Genomic DNA, 16,854 nt, shown 5'->3' on the forward strand with positions numbered 1-16,854 from the left:
ATTCAAAGCAATAGTTTGAGATAAGTTATTGCCTATTTGATTAAGCCATCTGGTTTTGACATTACATTACCTGAGATTATCTGCCTGTTATAAAGCAACTTAACAAGGCCTTGTCGAGCATTCCAGTGATGCTTTCAGTCTTGGATCAAAGGGCATGTCACTGTCTTTACCCGAAGGAGGATAAGGATGACGAAATTCAGATATTCTTCATTTATCGATCACATTTTGATAGCACTGGTTTAGTGCTAATCGTGTTCTTAATTGTGAATTTTTCGAAATTCAATACCGGGTATTTGAGGTATTTGCCTTTATTTGGTTGGTAACCCTTCAACGCGCTTAACCTTGTATTGCATAGATTATGCTGAACAGCCAATTTAATTGGGTAAATCAGGTAATTAAGTCCATGAAAAAATGCTAACTTGAATATACAAAATTTTGTTTCTTATCGCAGATATTTAGTGAGTTATTAATAGGAAAACATTAAAAAATCTTCATCTATCCTAATTTAAGCCACGATTAAGTCCTTTTAAGGTATTTTAGTGAAAATAAAGTCCATTTTTAGCGTGTCAGATGATTCACAACTGACTTGCTACTCGGTATAGTAAGCGAAATTTAGTCAGCTGAAAAAAGAGTCATCTAATGACGTTTAATTGGCCAATAACTGTGTATTATGAAGACACCGATGCCGGTGGGGTTGTCTACCATTCAAACTACTTGAATTTCTTTGAAAGAGCACGGACAGAATGGTTAAAATCGATTGGTGTTAGCCAAACTAAACTACTGGCAGATGACATTGCTTTTGTAGTAAAACGCGCGGAGTTAGATTTTCGCCGTGCGGCTAAGTTTGAACAAGATTTTACGGTTGAATCTTGTATTTCGTCATTAAAAAAAGCGTCGTTGGTGTTCCAACAGCGTTTAATTGATGAGCTCGGAGAATGTTATTGTGAGGCATCGGTGACTGTCGCTTGTGTGTCCTTATCTAAAATGCGTCCCAGAGCCATCCCAGAGTTTATAGTTCAGGAGTTTGATAGTGCACGCTGATATGTCTTTTATTGGTTTGTTTTTACAAGCCAGTGTGTTGGTTAAATTGGTTATGTTGACCTTGCTAGGTCTTTCAATTGCGTCATGGGCGGTAATCATTCAACGTCGAAAAATGCTGAATTCAGCACGGCTAAAGTCTGCACGTTTTGAAGATACTTTTTGGTCGGGTGTTGATTTAAATCGCTTATACAAAGAACTTACCGCAAGAGGTGAAAGCGTTGCTGGTTTAGAAGCAATGTTTGTTGCTGGTTTTAAAGAATACTCAAGACTGATCAAAGTGAACAGTAAATCACCAGATGCTGTGATGGAAGGAACATCAAGAGCAATGCGAGTGAGTTTGTCTCGTGAAATGGAAAAGCTTGAAAATAACTTACCTATGTTAGCAACCATTGGTTCAACCAGTCCTTATATTGGCCTGTTTGGTACCGTATGGGGAATTATGAACTCGTTTATTGCGTTAGGTACTGTTGAAAATGCCACATTAGCAATGGTTGCTCCTGGTATTGCTGAAGCACTAATCGCGACAGCGATGGGTTTGTTTGCCGCGATCCCAGCCGTTGTCGCATATAACCGTTTTGCTACTCAAGCTGAAAAACTTGAGATGGCATATGCAAACTTTATGGAAGAGTTTTCTAATATTTTACAGCGCCAAGCCTATAGTGAAAAGGAAGCGGTGTAATGTACCAACGTAAGCGTCGTCGTCCAATTGCGGAAATTAACGTTGTACCTTATATCGACGTTATGCTGGTGCTACTAATCATTTTTATGGTTACCGCGCCCATCGTTTCCCAAGGTGTTAAGGTTGAATTGCCGCAGGGCAAAGCAGAGGCTTTACCACCAGACAGTAAACCGCCAATAGTTGCTTCGATAGATGCAGCTGGTGAGTATTATTTAAACGTGGGTTCAGGCTCAAATAGCGAGCCATTAGACCTAGAAGAGATTTCAGTACAAGTGGGCGCAATGATTCAGCTTGAGCCGTTAAGACCTGTTGTGGTTAAGGCGGATAGAAGCATAGCATATGAAAATGTCATTCAATTGATGGTGAGCTTGCAGCAAGCAGGTGTCCCCGCTGTCGGTTTGATGACAGATTCACCCAAGGAGAAGTAGGTGTCAGATCAATCTAATATTAAAATACCGTTTGCTATCTCTGGCGGTATTCACATTGGGGCGATAATCATCCTTGCATTAGGTCTAAGCTTTGATGATAAACCGAAGAACATGCCTTCAGCACCTAGCGCGCCGGCAATTCAAGCCGTGATGGTTGATCAACAGAAGATTAATCAACATGTTGAGAAGCTAAAACAGCAAAAGCAAGACGCCGAGAACAAAGAGAAGGCCCGTCAAGCAGAGTTAGAGCGAAAAGCCCTTGAAGCACGTAAAAATCGTGAACTTGAACAGCAGCGAATTAAAAATCTAGAAGTTGAACGTAAACAAAAAGAAATTGAAACACAAAAAGCAAATGATGCGGCAAAAGCAGCACAAATAAAAGTGCAGCAAGAAAAAGAGCGCGCCCAAAAAGCCGAAGCTGTTCGTAAGCAAAAAGAACAAGAGCAAAAAGCCTCAGAAGAAGCCGCCCAAAAGGCCGCTGAGAAACGTAAGCAAGAAGAAGCCGCTGCGAAAAAGGCTGAAGACGAGCGAAAACGTAAAGCTGAAGAGGAAGACCGCAAACGCAAAGCTGAAGCTGAGCGTCAACGTAAGGCAAAAGCCGAAGCTGATGCTAAAGCACGTCAAGAGCAAGAAATGGCTGATGCACTTGCGGATGAACAAGCGGCACTATCGCAAACACGTAACAGACAAGTTATGTCAGAAGTTGACAGATTTAAAGCGATGATCATTGCCACGATTCAACGTAATCTAGTGGTAGATGAATCAATGCGCGGTAAAAGTTGTCGAGTGTTTATTCGATTGGCACAAGATGGTTTTGTCACGTCAAGTCAGACCTTAGATGGCGATCAAGTTGTTTGTCGTGCAGCTAAGGCGGCAATCAATAAAGCTGGACGGTTACCTGTTTCAACTGAAGCCGGTGTATATGACAAATTGAAAGAAATTAATTTAACAGTTTCACCTGAATTTAATTAATATCACTAGTGTGCATAAAAATACTAAATAGTGAATTGAATAATGCGAAGGGTGTAAAGGAGTCTCATGAAAAATTTGGTAAAATGGTTCGCATTGGCGTGTATCGTGTTAACGACCCCAGTGCGTGCAGCATTAGATATTGTGATTACTGAAGGGGTTGATCAAGCTCGCCCTATTGCAGTTGTGCCGTTTGTTTGGTTAGGTGAAGGTCCTGCTCCAGCATCAATTTCTGACGTGGTTATGTCTGATTTGGCGCGCAGCGGTACTTTTAAGCCCCTTGATGCGCGTGCATTGCCTCAAGCTAATATTCACACCGCAAGCCAATTCACAGCAGATAGCTGGCGAAATATTTCAGCAGATGGTTTAGTGGTTGGTTCTATTAAACCTTATGGCGCAGATCAATACTTGGTCAGTTTTGAATTGATTGATTTGGTAAAAGCTCAGTTGCAGGCTGGCAAAGGCCCTGTAGCGGCAAGCGAGCTTTTATTAGAAAGTCGTGAAACCGTTATTAATGCGAATCAATTTAGACAATATGGTCACCGTATCAGTGATGTCGTATATGAAAAACTCACTGGTATTCGTGGTGCGTTCTTAACTCGTATTGCTTATGTAGTTGTTAAACAAGGTCAAAAATCTCCATATCATCTAATGATTGCAGACTATGATGGATACAACGAGCAAATGCTGTTACGTTCACCTGAGCCGTTAATGTCGCCAACTTGGTCTCCAGATGGGCGTCGTTTAGCGTATGTCAGTTTTGAAAATCGTAAAGCCGAGATCTTTGTACAGGATATTTACACTCAAGCTCGCGTGTTAGTGAGTAGCTTTGACGGCATCAATGGGGCACCATCATTTTCACCGGATGGTAAAAAACTTGCGGTGACATTATCAAAAGATGGTCAGCCAGAAATTTATACCATTGATATTGCTACCAAAGCGATTAAACGTATTACAGAACATTACGCGATCGATACTGAGCCTTCATGGTTCCCAGATGGTAAATCACTTTTATTTACTTCAGAACGTGGTGGAAGACCGCAGTTATATCGCGTAAATTTAGATACAAATAAAGTCAGTCGTATGACTTTTGAAGGCGAATGGAATTTAGGGGGGTCAATTACCCCTGATGGTCGCAGCATGATTTTTGTGAATCGTACTAATGGACGTTTCAACATTGCCAGAATGGACTTGGCAACACGCTTTATGCAGGTGTTATCGTCAACCCGTTTAGATGAATCTCCAAGTGTCGCGCCTAATGGCACTATGGTTATTTACGGTACGACTCACGAAGGTAAACAAGTATTGGCAGCGGTTTCTACCGATGGCCGCTTTAAGGCAAGATTGCCTGTCGGACAAGGCGAGGTGAAATCACCCGCTTGGTCTCCATTTCTTTAATTAAGATATTGATAAGGATTTAACATGGATCTGAATAAGTTGTTCAAAGCTATGATGGTTGCAGTTCCGCTTATGGCACTGGGTGCTTGTAGCTCAACTTCAGACTCTGAAACAGATGCAAACGGTTCTACTTCTGGTTCATCTAGCAGCCAATATGGCAATGGTGGAATTGAAACAGGTGGCGCAGGTGCAGTTTTAAGCCCTGCTGAACAGCAACGTTTAAAAGAGCAAGAGTTACGTCGTCAAAATATTATTTATTTCGACTTCGACCGCAGTGAAGTTCAAACTGAAAACGCGGAAATCTTGCTAGCTCACGGTAATTACCTGGTTGAACATCCTAATGTTCGCGTGTTAATTGAAGGCCATGCTGACGAACGTGGTACGCCTGAATATAACATCGCGTTGGGTGAACGTCGTGCTAAAGCGATTGCTAAGTACCTTCAAGGTATGGGCGTACAACCTAGCCAAATGAGCGTAGTAAGTTATGGCGAAGAAAAACCATTAGACTTTTCTCGTTCGGATTCAGGTTTTGCTAAAAACCGTCGTGGTGTTTTAGTTTACTAAACATTATTGAAGGAAGGCCAGTCAGTTTGATTGGCCAGTTAGGAGTTTACAATGAAACATGCCGTATTAGTTGCGGCAATGTTCTTAGGTATGGGAGTTGCGGTAGCGGCTCCTGCACCAGTAGAGGATGTTGCTAATGGTTCAAGTGACGAACGTATTGCGCGTTTAGAACGTATTTTAAAGGCGAAACAACAGGGCGAATTTGAAATGCAACGTCGTGTCGATGCATTACAAAGAGAAGTGTTGGATTTGCGTGGTATAACTGAACAACAAAATTATCAGTTAAACCAAGTTCTGCAACGCCAACGTCAGCTTTACGAAGACATAGCCAATTTATCTACTAAGTCCACCCCGGCAGCTAACGCAACTGTTGCAGCCGATCCAGTTAGTGTAGCAGCATCAAGCTCAACATTAGGTGAAACCGCAAGCTATGAAGCGGCTGTCAACCTTGTGCTGAAAGATCGTAAATACGATGATGCTATTCCGGCCTTTCGTAATTTTATCAAACAGTACCCACAATCGAGTTATGCAGCTAATGCTAATTACTGGTTAGGGCAGTTATTGTTTAATAAAGGTGAAAATGCTGAAGCTAAAACGGCATTTAGTACTGTTGTGAGTCAGTTCGCAGATTCCAATAAGCGCGGCGATAGTTTGGTCAAATTAGGGATGATTGCAGAGAAAGATAACGATGCCTCGGGTGCTAAAGCACTTTATCAGAAAGTATTAAAAGATTACCCTAATAGCGCATCAGCTCGTCTTGCACAGCAGCAATTATCTGCACTTAACGGCTAATAGAGACAAAAAACAGCCTCTTAGTCTGTTTTTCATGCAAACAACAAGAAATTGGAAAATTGCACTTGCATGAGAAAATGAAAACGGTATTATAGGCGCCCTCAGAACGGCACAGCCTTCTGGGGAGTGTTTTAAGACTATTTATGACATTCTCGGGACGTCAATTCAAACTTATTGAAAGTTAATTTGTTTGTATCAGCTCCTTCTAACTATAATCAGTTAGCAAAACTTCGATGGGTCGTTAGCTCAGTTGATCTTGAAACATAGACAGTTGACTTTTGTTCCCGTTAACCATGACAGGTTAATAAAACCAAGATGGGTCGTTAGCTCAGTCGGTAGAGCAGTTGGCTTTTAACCAATTGGTCGAAGGTTCGAATCCTTCACGACCCACCACTTTCTTGATAGTGGCTAAAGAATTAAATCGTAATAACAAGATGGGTCGTTAGCTCAGTTGGTCTTGAAACATAGACAGTTGGCTTTTGTTCCAATTAACCATATCAGGTTAATAAAACCAAGATGGGTCGTTAGCTCAGTCGGTAGAGCAGTTGGCTTTTAACCAATTGGTCGAAGGTTCGAATCCTTCACGACCCACCACTTTCTTGATAGTGGCTAAAGAATTAAATCGTAATACCAAGATGGGTCTTTAGCTCAGTTGGTCTTGAAACATAGACAGTTGGCTTCTGTTCCAGTTAACCATAGCAGGTTAATAAAACCAAGATGGGTCGTTAGCTCAGTCGGTAGAGCAGTTGGCTTTTAACCAATTGGTCGAAGGTTCGAATCCTTCACGACCCACCACTTTCTTGATAGTGGCTAAAAAATTAAATCGTAATACTAAGATGGGTCGTTAGCTCACTTGGTCTTGAAACATAGACAGTTGGCTTCTGTTCCAATTAACCATAGCAGGTTAACAAAAACTAAGATGGGTCTTTAGCTCAGTTGGTCTTGAAACATAGACAGTTGGCTTCTGTTCCAGTTAACCATAACAGGTTAATAAAACCAAGATGGGTCGTTAGCTCAGTCGGTAGAGCAGTTGGCTTTTAACCAATTGGTCGAAGGTTCGAATCCTTCACGACCCACCACTTTATTGATAGTGGTTAAAGAATTAAATCGTAATACCAAGATGGGTCATTAGCTCAGTTGGTCTTGAAATATAGACAGTTGGCTTCTGTTCCAGTTAACCATAGCAGGTTAATAAAACCAAGATGGGTCGTTAGCTCAGTCGGTAGAGCAGTTGGCTTTTAACCAATTGGTCGAAGGTTCGAATCCTTCACGACCCACCACTTTCTTGATAGTGGCTAAAGAATTAAATCGTAATACCAAGATGGGTCATTAGCTCAGTTGGTCTTGAAACATAGACAGTTGGCTTTTGTTCCAGTTAGCCATAGCAGGTTAACAAAAACTAAGATGGGTCGTTAGCTCAGTCGGTAGAGCAGTTGGCTTTTAACCAATTGGTCGAAGGTTCGAATCCTTCACGACCCACCAATTTAAAATTTCAATATCAAATATTTCATTTGAGCCCAAGCTTCTCTAAATCCTCTAAATCCTCTAAATCCTCTAAATCCTCTAAATCCTCTAAATCCTCTAAATCCTCTAAATCCTCTAAATCCTCTAAATCTCAATAAATCATTATTCTGTTATTAGTCAATTTTTATCAATTCCGTTATTCATTCTGAATATTTGCACTATCTGAATAGCAGCTAGTTGATTGGCTTTATATCTACAGGACTTTTTAGATTTTCAGTAAGTTAGTCACTTTGATGCATAGCACTTAATTTCAGCGTCATAATGGAAGTGGATTTGTTCTTTTTATCCTATTTTAGTGTTTACTTCTCTACTTTTGTCTTATAGACCTATTGCTAATGTTTCATTTTTGTTAATTAGGACATATTGCTCAAGATTAAAACAATAATTTGGAGAGCACGGATGAAACATCTTAAACTTGCAGCATTGATTTCTGGGGCGATGCTGGCTATGACAGCTACTGCGCATGCTAAAACTGACATGACCTTTGGTGGCTATATTAAAGCGGACGTTATGTTCAGTGATTACGGTAATGGCGCACCGGATTCAGGCAGTTTATCTCGCCAGTTTTATGTCCCAGGTACTATTTACGGTGAAAAAGGTAATGGCAAACAGGTTGTCGACTTTCAGGCTCGCGAATCACGCTTTAATTTTAAAACCGTCACAGATTTGGAAGGTGGTCACTCATTAACGGGGTTTATTGAGTTAGACTTTATGACTCATACCGATGGTAATGAACGTGTATCAAATAGTTATTCTCCTCGGATCCGCCATGCTTTTGTGACTTATGACAATTGGACCGTCGGTCAAACTTGGACCACCTTCCAAAATCCAGGAGCTTTGCCTGAAAACTTAGATTTTGTTGGCGCAGCTGATGGCACGCCTTTTGTTCGTCAAGCATTAATTAAGTACACTAGCGGTAATTTTCAAATCGCATTAGAAAACCCTGAAACCACGTTAACCCCTCATACAGGTGGAGCACGTATTACCAGTGGTAGTGGCGTGGTTCCTGATGTGATTGCCCGTTATAACTTTTCTCAAGAAGGTGGCGCTGCGTATTCATTAGCGGGTATTTTGCGTCAATTGAATGTAGAAGAGCTTCAAGGCACAACACAATTAGACTCAACAGACCTTGGTTATGGCGTTAGCTTTGCTGGTGTGATCCCAGTAGGTAAAGATGATTTTAAATTTACGGCTACCTATGGTGAAGGCTTAGGCCGCTACATGGCCTTAAACTACGCTAACGCGGGTGTGCTAGACAGTAATAATGAAATCCAAACCATTACTTCATATGGTGGGTTTGTTGCTTATCGTCACTGGTGGAGCGAACAATGGCGTTCAAGCTTTACTCTATCAGGTTTCTCTGCCGATAATGATGTCAACTTAACTGGTGGCAGCGTTAACAAAGAAGCGTATTCTGGATATGTAAACTTACTGTATTCACCGTCTAAGCCATTAACCTTTGGTGTTGAATACATGCACGCATTAAATGAAAGAGAAGATGGTGTTGATGGCGATTTAAATCGCATTATGTTCTCGGCTAAATATGTTCTTTAATCCCTTCAGGGGAACTATTTAAAGCGATAAAAAAAGGACCCTAACACTGTTAGAGTCCTTTTTCATTATCAATAAGTCTTAATCAAGCAAGCCATGTTGACGAACATATTGATCAAAATCCGTGTATCCGCCAACTGGAACTTCATCAACAAAAATTTGTGGTACGGTTTCAACCGTTTTGCCGACACTTTTAGATAAATCTGCTTTAGAAATCCCTTCTGCGTGAATATCCACATACTTAAATTTAAAATCTTCACGGTGTGCAGTTAATTTTTCTGATAATTCAACCGCACGAACACAGTATGGACAGCCAGGGCGACCAAAAATAACAACAAACATAATAACTCCTACTTTTTCGATTTGTTGTGTTTATAGCACAACTATTTTCCAATTGATAACGTGATGAAGTGAATTTAGCTTAACCTTTGCTTAGAAAGGTTAACCATAACTAAAAAACGGACAATTAAGCTTAATGCACATTGAATGGCAATTGATCAGGCTATGACCATTTTAAGCTGTTGACGTAAATTGTTAATCATTTTTGTAAGGCAATCATTCAAAATAATGGCTAAATGCCATTAACTAAAATCTGTTTTATATTTACCTTGATAATCGAAAAATAGATCAACTAATTTCCAATGATGCTTTTGTTTTTTGAGGATTAATAAATGAGGCTGCCTGAATCTGCGTTGATCGGCTAAAACTTGTTTGACGTTATCATATTTAGGATGAGGCATTCCTGGAGTGCGGGTGTGATTAAGCACAAACGCGGCATAAAAAGCTTTTTTTTGTGGTGAGGTGTCAAATTTAAAATACTGTTTAAAGTCATTCCCCTCAATATCAATGTATTGAATGACCAAACTTTGATTATCTTGGGTAAACAGCATTTTCTGGCACTTAAATAAGTGGTGATGTTGTGATTGTAAAACTTGCTTAAGTCGTTTGTCTGGATCGATTAAAGTCGAGTGACAGCTTTGACAAACTCTGGCGGCAATATCATTTTCAGCGCCGCAGTCTGGACAGGCTTTTGAACGAAAGCGAAAATCACATTGGATTTCATTGTTGGTTTTATCACTGACTAATCCCTGACAACGGCGGCCAAAATGCTCAATGATATCGCCATCATTATCCACGTGTCCCCAAAAGGTATTGGCAAACTGACACATAGGGCAGTGCACTTGTACTGGTACTGACTTGCTGTTGGGTTTGGCCTGACCCACTTCAGGGAAATACAGGTCAAATCCATTGGCGGCGTAATCAATTACCAAGCAATCGGTTTTTCCCTGCGCTAAACGCAGGCCACGACCGACCATTTGCTGAAACAAGCTAACCGATGCAGTAGGCCTTAAAATGGCAATTAAGTCGACGTGGGGCGCGTCAAAGCCAGTTGTCAGTACCGCTACATTGACTATGTATTTAATTTGCTGCGCTTTAAAGGCATCGATAATGGTGTCGCGCTCATGATGCGGCGTGGCGGCGGTGATTAATGCTGCTTTGGTTGGCGTGGCAGTATTGTCGATAAGCTTGTTTAATAAGCCGATAATTTCCTGCGCGTGGCGCACGGTTGCGGCAAAAATGATCACCCCTTTACGGGTATTTGCCAGCTGCACGATTTGTTTCACTATCGCAGTTGTCGCACGGCCTTGATGGTTGAGTATCGATTCCACCTCTTGCTGATTAAACTCGCCAGCTTCTGTTGGTTCAAGCTGGCTAAAATCGTACTGAGCGCTTAGGCCATCAAATAACTTAGGTGCCGTTAAAAAGCCCTGTTTAATCAGCGGACGCATAGGTAATTCAAAAATGCATTTATCGAAAACCGCCGTGTCAGTGTTGCCTATTTTACCGTGGTAATGGTGATGATAAATCCAGCCTAATCCAAGTCGATAGGGCGTTGCGGTAAGGCCTAAAATTTTTATGGCTGGGTTTTGCTTTTTTAAGTGCTGCAGAATTTGCTGATACTGGCTGGTTTTTTCATTGCTGACCCGATGGCATTCATCAATAATCACCAGTGAAAAGGGCTGATCAAACTTATCTAATGCCCGCGCTGCTGACTGTACGCTGGCCACCACCGTTTTACCGTTGGCTTTTTTCTGGTTTAATCCGGCGGAGTAAATATTGGCAGCTTGGGTGAGTAAACCGACTTTTTCAGCATTTTGCGCAACTAACTCTTTTACGTGGGTTAGCACTAATACATTGCCGTTGGCGATGCGGGCCAGTTCAGCAATAACAATGCTTTTACCTGCGCCCGTCGGCAAAGCCAATACTGCCGATTGTTGGCTGCTGCGAAAGTGTTTTATGGCAGCGTTAACCGAGTCTTGCTGGTAATCACGCAGTTGCAAAGCAGTTTTGTCAGTAGAAGCTTTCAAATATTAGGTTCAACATATTTTGGGTAACTATGGCCGGATAATATCATGGTTATAGGGCTAAGTTTGCTTTAACTGCCTCGGCAAAGGTTCGAGAAACCGGCACTTCAAGATGATTACTTAACAACAATGACATTTTTCTATTTTCTTTATTGACTGATACCACAGCCTGGTTTGCCACCCACCATGATCTATGTGTTTGCAAACCTGGAAACCCTTCTAGCTGCAGTAATGCATCTTTTAAGCGCATTAATAGCATGTGCTGGCCTTTATCTGTGTGTACTTTTAAATAATGGTCATCCATTTCTAAACACAGCAATTGCCCGCGCTTTTCTAGCGGTAATAGCGCCATAAACTGATCAATTAGAATACTATTGATGTCTTGACTTTGTTGATGCTGTTCAATGACCTTTTGCGATTGTTCAATGACCAGTTTTGACTGCTCAAGCTGCTGCTTTTGATGATGAAGATGATTTTGTAACATGCTGACAAAGGTAATGATGCTACCAATAATCAAGGTGTCGGGTAGAGCGAGTAAAAAATGGTGACTTAACTGTAACGTGTGATTGAAAAACAACCAGCCAATAAAAGGCACCATTAGGCTCATTATTAAGCTTGCTAATAGTGATGATATTGCGACTCGATGCCAGGTGGTGGTTACGTTTTTGACAAGGTATTTATGGCCTAAAATGATTAGTGGCATGTAAATTAAGTAGCCACAAATGCAGGTGAATACCCAATAACTCATCGACAATAATAGGGTGTATTGATCCATACCAAAGGGACGCATAAAGCCAATAAATAGCCCAATTAATACCACTACAAGCAGTTGCTGTAGTAATTTATGTTTAGTCTTTTCAGGTTTTAGTTGTTGATTATTTAGGGGTATTTCACGATTCGTCAAAGATACACATTCCTTTTTAGTTACATTTCACGAAGTTTTTGAGTCACTTTACGAAAAGCCACTTTGATTTTTTATCGCTCCATTCTATCGTCTTTTCAACACGAAGCAATGGCGAGATTTGCTCGGCTTATGTCGGCACTAACCAGCCATTGCAATAACACTTTCATCATAGACGATAGGCATACAACAATGACTAAATTTACTACAAAATTGATTCATGCATCTACCCATAAAGCAGCGACTCGATTAACTCAAACCCAGTGTAACAAAATGGGTAAATCATCATTATTAGCGGTTTCAGTGTTATTTGCATCAATGTGGGTTAATTCATCCACTTTTGCCGCAGATATTAAGATTGAGATTGAAGGGGTAAATAGCCAGCCAAGTAAGATTTATGTGCAGCTATTTAGCGGTGAAGCTAATTACTTAAATGGCAATGCGCTAAGTGCGACTTATATTCAGGCCAAAGCGGGCAATAATATTGTGACTTTTAGCAATGTACCTGCGGGTGAATATGCGGTGCGCTTTTTTCAGGACGAGAATAATAACGGCACCTTAGATACCAATTTATTTGGCATGCCGTCAGAAGGTTATGGTTTTTCAAGTAATGCCAAACCGAATTATGGCCCGGTAGCTTATCAGGACGCCGCTTTCAGCATCACCGAAGACGCATCAACACAGATTAACCACACGCAAATCATTTATTAATCGACCAATTTTGAGATAACAATTTTAAGATGACAACTTTGGAGATGAGCATGCAACGCAGACATTTTTTAAAAGGTATGGGAATAATAGGGGCATCAAGCATGTTGCCCGGTGCAGTGAATGCGTTGGCATCTTCTGCCCCTACAGTGGTTAATATTAAGCAGCAATTTAATCAGGCGCTGGCACAGCATCCTGAGTTAATTGGTTTTGCTAATGTTGAAGCTAATTTTGAGCCGCAAACTCTGACAATTGAAGGGCGTATTCCAGCAGATTTACAGGGTGTTCTTTATCGTAACGGCCCAGCAAAATATGAGCGTGATGATAATCGCTATTTACACGCCTTTGAAGGCGACGGTATGTTGCAGCGCTTTGACATTAGCAGCCCAAAAATAGTCCACCGTGGCCAATTTATTAACACGCCGAAGTTTGCTAAAGAGCAGCAGGCACAGCAATTTGTCTATTCAGGGCCTGATACCAAAATAGCCGATGCTTTACCTGTGACTAGCAGTGATACGGTGAATACCGCCAATACCAATATTATTGCCGTGGGTGATGATCTTTGGGCGCTTTGGGAGGCAGGATCACCGACCCAAATTGACCGAGATTCAATGCAATATACTCAGCAGGTTAATTTGGGCGCGGGGTCAAAATATGAAAACAGCTTAAAAGGATTACCTTTTTCAGCGCACCCTAAAATTGACCCTAATGGGGATATTTGGAATTTTGGTTTGCACCCATCAGGTCAGGTGGTGATTTATCAATTAGCGGCTAATGGCAAAGTTAAAAATGTGGGGCTAATTAACAGCCAATACCGTGGCGGTATGCTGCATGACTTTTTGATTACCGATAAGAGCGTGTTGATCATTTTGCCGTCACTGTTTGTTGATAAAGCGATTGAAGGTAATTTTGCCCGTACCCAATTTAATGGCGATATTCCGATGAGTGTGTTGGTGATCAATAAGCAGTCACTTAAATTGACCAAACGCTTTGAGTTACCGCCTGGATTTGCTTTTCATTATGGTAATGCCTGGGAAGAAGCTAACGGCACCATTCACTTTGATGCTAGCTTGTACCCTAATGTTGATGTGCTGCATAAGCTGGCGAATGTGATGCAAGGTAAAATGTCGCAGGCAAGTGTGAAAGCGCAAACCGCCTTGTTTAGCCTGTATATCGATGGCACTTATCATATGCAAACGGTGGGCGACAGCAGTGAGTTTCCGCGGGTGTGTGATCATCTTGTTGGCCTGAAAAATCAGTATTTGTATCACTTGTCGGCTAAAACGAGCAGCTTGTGGAGCGATACCTTGTCGTCTTTGCATATTGATACCGGCGCTACGCAGCATTATCATTTTGGTGATGATTACCTGGTAGAAGAGCATGTGAGTGTTTGCCCTAAAGGCGTTGAAGGCAGTGGCTACTTAATGGGGACTGCGTTGCATGTTCCCACAAAACGCACTTGCTTGAATATTTTTGCGGCGAATGATTTAGCATCAGGACCATTAGCCAGAGCCTGGTTACCTTATCATTTACCACTTGGGTTTCACGGTAATTTTGTTGCGGGTTAATCAAGTGACATATGTGAGGCCATTGAAAAAGGTAGATCTGCAATACTGTAGGTGTAGGGAATGCACTGGTTATCAATCAGTGGTTATCAATAGATTAGGCAAATAAGCACGGGAATAAAAAAAGCCCCTCAAGATGAGGGGCAAAAAAGAGAAACTGGTTAGTATTTCTCTAGGGTGGATGTAAATAACATTATGGAAATAAGCCGCTCGTTATCAAGCAAGTCAAAGAGTTGAGCAATGGGCTATCTGCTCAACTCATTATTGTTACTCTGTTTTATTCAAACGAGTCTCAATTAAGGTATCAATAACTGCTGGATCTGCCAGTGTCGAAGAATCCCCTAAGTTGGTTACTTCGTTAGCGGCAATCTTACGTAAGAAACGACGCATAATTTTACCCGAACGGGTTTTAGGTAATCCTGTCGCCCATTGGATTAAATCAGGTGTAGCCAATGCGCCAATTTCTTTACGAACCCATAAACGCAGCTCTTGACGTAATTCTTCAGTAGGTTCGACATCACGAGTTAAGGTGACGTAGGCATAAATACCTTGACCTTTAATGTCATGTGGATATCCCACTACCGCGGCTTCTGCTACGAGTTCATGCGCAACTAAAGCGCTCTCAACTTCAGCTGTACCTAGACGGTGACCCGATACATTGATGACGTCATCTACACGACCGGTAATCCAGTAGTAACCATCCTCGTCACGACGAGCACCGTCACCCGTGAAGTACATACCACGGAAGGTTTTAAAGTATGTCAATGCAAAACGGTCATGGTCACCATAAATGGTACGCATTTGGCCAGGCCATGAATCTAAAATAACTAAGTTACCTTCCGTTGCACCGTCAACAATGTTACCCATATTATCGACTAGGGCAGGTTGCACACCAAAGAAAGGACGGGTTGCAGAACCAGGCTTAGTATCAGTCGCACCCGGTAATGGGCTAATTAAAATACCGCCGGTTTCAGTTTGCCACCAAGTATCCACAATTGGGCATTGCTCATGACCAATTACTTCATGGTACCAACGCCATGCCTCAGGGTTAATTGGTTCACCTACTGAGCCCATAATACGCAGCGAATCACCTTTGTATTCACTGAATTGCTCTTTACCTTCAGCCATTAATGCACGAATTAACGTTGGTGCTGTGTAAAGAATATTCACTTTATGACGGTCAATCATTTCACCTAAACGAGAAGGGGTAGGTGAGTTAGGTACGCCTTCATGAATAAGCACTGTAGCGCCATTAGCAAGTGGGCCATAAACCATATATGAGTGGCCAGTAATCCAACCTACATCGGCAGTACACCAGTAAACTTCACCAGGTTTATAATCAAACACATATTCATGGGTCATTGATGCATAAACCATGTAACCACCTGTGGTGTGTAACACACCTTTAGGGTTACCGGTTGAACCTGAGGTATACAGCAAGAATAGTGGGTCTTCTGCACCCATTTCTTCATATTGGCAATGTTCTGATGCGACATCCATTAATGAATTCCACCAGATGTCGCGGCCTTCAACCCAATTTATGTCTCCGCCGGTACGGTTAAGTACAATGACCTTTTCAACACAGTCCACATCTGGGTGTGCAATAGCTTCATCGACACTGCGTTTAAGTGGGATTTTACGTCCACCACGAATACCTTCATCGGCTGTGATGATAACTTTTGACTTACCGTCAATCACGCGAGAGGCAATAGAGTCAGGAGAAAAGCCACCAAACACGACTGAATGAATAGCACCAATGCGGGCACAGGCTAGCATTGCAACGGCAGCTTCCGGCACCATAGGCATGTACATGGTAACCACATCACCTTTAGTTACGCCTTGGCTTCTTAGGGCGTTGGCAAACTTACATACATCAGCATGGAGTTCGGCATAGGTAATTTTGCGTTGTTCACTGGCGTCGTCGCCTTCCCAAATAATCGCAACAGTGTCACCATTTTTTTCAAGATGGCGGTCTAAACAGTTGGCTGATGCGTTTAATGTGCCATCATAAAACCAGTTGATGGATAAATTGTGATCATCAAATGAGGTTTGTTTTACTTTAGTGTAAGGCTTGATCCAATCAATGCGTTTACCATGTTCTCTCCAGAAACCTTCTGGATTAACAATAGATTCCTGGTACATTTTTTTATATTGATCATTATCGACCAGTGCATTTTCAGCGATAGCGCTAGGCACTTTGTAGAGAGACTGCGAGCTCATAGGGGCTTCCCTTTCTATAAATGGCGTGGTGAAAGTATCATCTGCAACAGGCTTATAACACTATTAGACCTTGGTCTAGTTTAATAAAGTCCTTATTATTTAACCTGTTGCACGTGCTAAACTGTTGTTCTTTTATACATGTCTGTTG

14 protein-coding genes and 6 tRNA genes are annotated in these 16,854 nt (G+C 41.6%); 16 read left to right on the forward strand and 4 right to left on the reverse strand.

The annotated features are described in order from the left end of the window. Positions 1-639: 639 nt before the first annotated feature. The 14 genes from ybgC to IEY03_RS00305 all read left to right on the forward strand — a co-directional run bounded on the left by ybgC (position 640) and on the right by IEY03_RS00305 (position 8,949). Positions 640-1,041 carry a tol-pal system-associated acyl-CoA thioesterase gene (gene ybgC, locus IEY03_RS00240; RefSeq protein ID WP_188839345.1) on the forward strand — a complete coding sequence of 134 codons (402 nt, stop codon included), beginning with the start codon at positions 640-642 and terminating at the stop codon, positions 1,039-1,041. Continuing rightward, positions 1,031-1,720: a protein TolQ gene (tolQ, locus tag IEY03_RS00245; RefSeq protein WP_188839346.1), complete on the forward strand. Its 690-nt coding sequence runs from the start codon at positions 1,031-1,033 to the stop codon at positions 1,718-1,720. The genes ybgC and tolQ overlap by 11 nt, the downstream gene beginning before the upstream one ends. Further along, the gene (gene tolR, locus IEY03_RS00250; protein WP_188839347.1) at positions 1,720-2,148 is read left to right on the forward strand and encodes a protein TolR; all 429 of its coding nucleotides are present in this window, start codon (positions 1,720-1,722) and stop codon (positions 2,146-2,148) included. The genes tolQ and tolR overlap by 1 nt, the downstream gene beginning before the upstream one ends. Then, positions 2,149-3,120, forward strand: coding sequence for a cell envelope integrity protein TolA (gene tolA / locus IEY03_RS00255; RefSeq protein ID WP_188839348.1), 972 nt, complete (start codon positions 2,149-2,151; stop codon positions 3,118-3,120). A 66-nt stretch (positions 3,121-3,186) separates the two neighbouring features. Next, a complete protein-coding gene (gene tolB, locus IEY03_RS00260) occupies positions 3,187-4,515 on the forward strand; it encodes a Tol-Pal system beta propeller repeat protein TolB (RefSeq protein ID WP_188839349.1) in 1,329 nt (442 codons plus the stop codon). Between the two features lie 24 nt (positions 4,516-4,539). Beyond that, positions 4,540-5,079: a peptidoglycan-associated lipoprotein Pal gene (pal, locus tag IEY03_RS00265; protein WP_188839350.1), complete on the forward strand. Its 540-nt coding sequence runs from the start codon at positions 4,540-4,542 to the stop codon at positions 5,077-5,079. A 51-nt stretch (positions 5,080-5,130) separates the two neighbouring features. After that, positions 5,131-5,871 (forward strand): tol-pal system protein YbgF, encoded by a 741-nt coding sequence (gene ybgF / locus IEY03_RS00270; protein ID WP_188839351.1) that lies wholly within the window; start codon positions 5,131-5,133, stop codon positions 5,869-5,871. A gap of 317 nt (positions 5,872-6,188) precedes the next feature. Beyond that, positions 6,189-6,264: transfer RNA gene (locus tag IEY03_RS00275), tRNA-Lys, on the forward strand. Positions 6,265-6,389: 125 nt separating this feature from the next. After that, a tRNA-Lys gene (locus tag IEY03_RS00280) sits at positions 6,390-6,465 on the forward strand. Positions 6,466-6,590: 125 nt separating this feature from the next. Then, positions 6,591-6,666, forward strand: a tRNA-Lys gene (locus tag IEY03_RS00285). 208 nt (positions 6,667-6,874) lie between these two features. Then, positions 6,875-6,950, forward strand: a tRNA-Lys gene (locus IEY03_RS00290). Between the two features lie 125 nt (positions 6,951-7,075). Continuing rightward, positions 7,076-7,151: transfer RNA gene (locus IEY03_RS00295), tRNA-Lys, on the forward strand. 126 nt (positions 7,152-7,277) lie between these two features. After that, positions 7,278-7,353, forward strand: a tRNA-Lys gene (locus IEY03_RS00300). Between the two features lie 441 nt (positions 7,354-7,794). Beyond that, positions 7,795-8,949, forward strand: coding sequence for a DcaP family trimeric outer membrane transporter (locus tag IEY03_RS00305; protein ID WP_188839352.1), 1,155 nt, complete (start codon positions 7,795-7,797; stop codon positions 8,947-8,949). Positions 8,950-9,027: 78 nt separating this feature from the next. Here IEY03_RS00305 and IEY03_RS00310 read toward each other — a convergent pair whose 3' ends face one another. The 3 genes from IEY03_RS00310 to IEY03_RS00320 form a co-directional block, all read right to left on the reverse strand. After that, positions 9,028-9,288: a GrxA family glutaredoxin gene (locus IEY03_RS00310; protein ID WP_188839353.1), complete on the reverse strand. Its 261-nt coding sequence runs from the start codon at positions 9,286-9,288 to the stop codon at positions 9,028-9,030. Between the two features lie 239 nt (positions 9,289-9,527). Continuing rightward, on the reverse strand, positions 9,528-11,288 hold the full coding sequence (radD, locus tag IEY03_RS00315; RefSeq protein WP_188839999.1) for a DNA repair helicase RadD: 1,761 nt from the start codon (positions 11,286-11,288) through the stop codon (positions 9,528-9,530). 76 nt (positions 11,289-11,364) lie between these two features. After that, positions 11,365-12,216 carry a LytTR family transcriptional regulator DNA-binding domain-containing protein gene (locus IEY03_RS00320; RefSeq protein ID WP_188839354.1) on the reverse strand — a complete coding sequence of 284 codons (852 nt, stop codon included), beginning with the start codon at positions 12,214-12,216 and terminating at the stop codon, positions 11,365-11,367. 189 nt (positions 12,217-12,405) lie between these two features. Between IEY03_RS00320 and IEY03_RS00325 the strand changes: the two genes are divergently transcribed. After that, entirely contained in the window at positions 12,406-12,924 is a 519-nt protein-coding gene (locus IEY03_RS00325; RefSeq protein WP_229778160.1) for a DUF2141 domain-containing protein, read from the forward strand. 50 nt (positions 12,925-12,974) lie between these two features. Then, complete coding sequence (locus IEY03_RS00330) at positions 12,975-14,489, forward strand: carotenoid oxygenase family protein (protein WP_188839355.1); 1,515 nt, start codon at positions 12,975-12,977, stop codon at positions 14,487-14,489. 264 nt (positions 14,490-14,753) lie between these two features. On the opposite strand, the gene acs is transcribed toward IEY03_RS00330, so the two are convergent. Next, entirely contained in the window at positions 14,754-16,706 is a 1,953-nt protein-coding gene (acs, locus tag IEY03_RS00335; RefSeq protein WP_188839356.1) for an acetate--CoA ligase, read from the reverse strand. Positions 16,707-16,854 lie beyond the last annotated feature (148 nt).

Origin of the sequence: Shewanella aestuarii (assembly GCF_014647215.1) — a bacterium.
GTDB classification, from domain to species: Bacteria; Pseudomonadota; Gammaproteobacteria; order Enterobacterales; family Shewanellaceae; genus Shewanella; species Shewanella aestuarii.

Coding starts and splice junctions, on each gene's coding strand:
- ybgC (WP_188839345.1), top strand. CDS start 640: ATGACGTTTAATTGGCCAATAACTGTGTATTATGAAGACACCGATGCC.
- tolR (WP_188839347.1), top strand. CDS start 1,720: ATGTACCAACGTAAGCGTCGTCGTCCAATTGCGGAAATTAACGTTGTA.
- tolB (WP_188839349.1), top strand. CDS start 3,187: ATGAAAAATTTGGTAAAATGGTTCGCATTGGCGTGTATCGTGTTAACG.
- pal (WP_188839350.1), top strand. CDS start 4,540: ATGGATCTGAATAAGTTGTTCAAAGCTATGATGGTTGCAGTTCCGCTT.
- ybgF (WP_188839351.1), top strand. CDS start 5,131: ATGAAACATGCCGTATTAGTTGCGGCAATGTTCTTAGGTATGGGAGTT.
- IEY03_RS00305 (WP_188839352.1), top strand. CDS start 7,795: ATGAAACATCTTAAACTTGCAGCATTGATTTCTGGGGCGATGCTGGCT.
- IEY03_RS00310 (WP_188839353.1), bottom strand. CDS start 9,288: ATGTTTGTTGTTATTTTTGGTCGCCCTGGCTGTCCATACTGTGTTCGT.
- IEY03_RS00325 (WP_229778160.1), top strand. CDS start 12,406: ATGACTAAATTTACTACAAAATTGATTCATGCATCTACCCATAAAGCA.
- IEY03_RS00330 (WP_188839355.1), top strand. CDS start 12,975: ATGCAACGCAGACATTTTTTAAAAGGTATGGGAATAATAGGGGCATCA.
- acs (WP_188839356.1), bottom strand. CDS start 16,706: ATGAGCTCGCAGTCTCTCTACAAAGTGCCTAGCGCTATCGCTGAAAAT.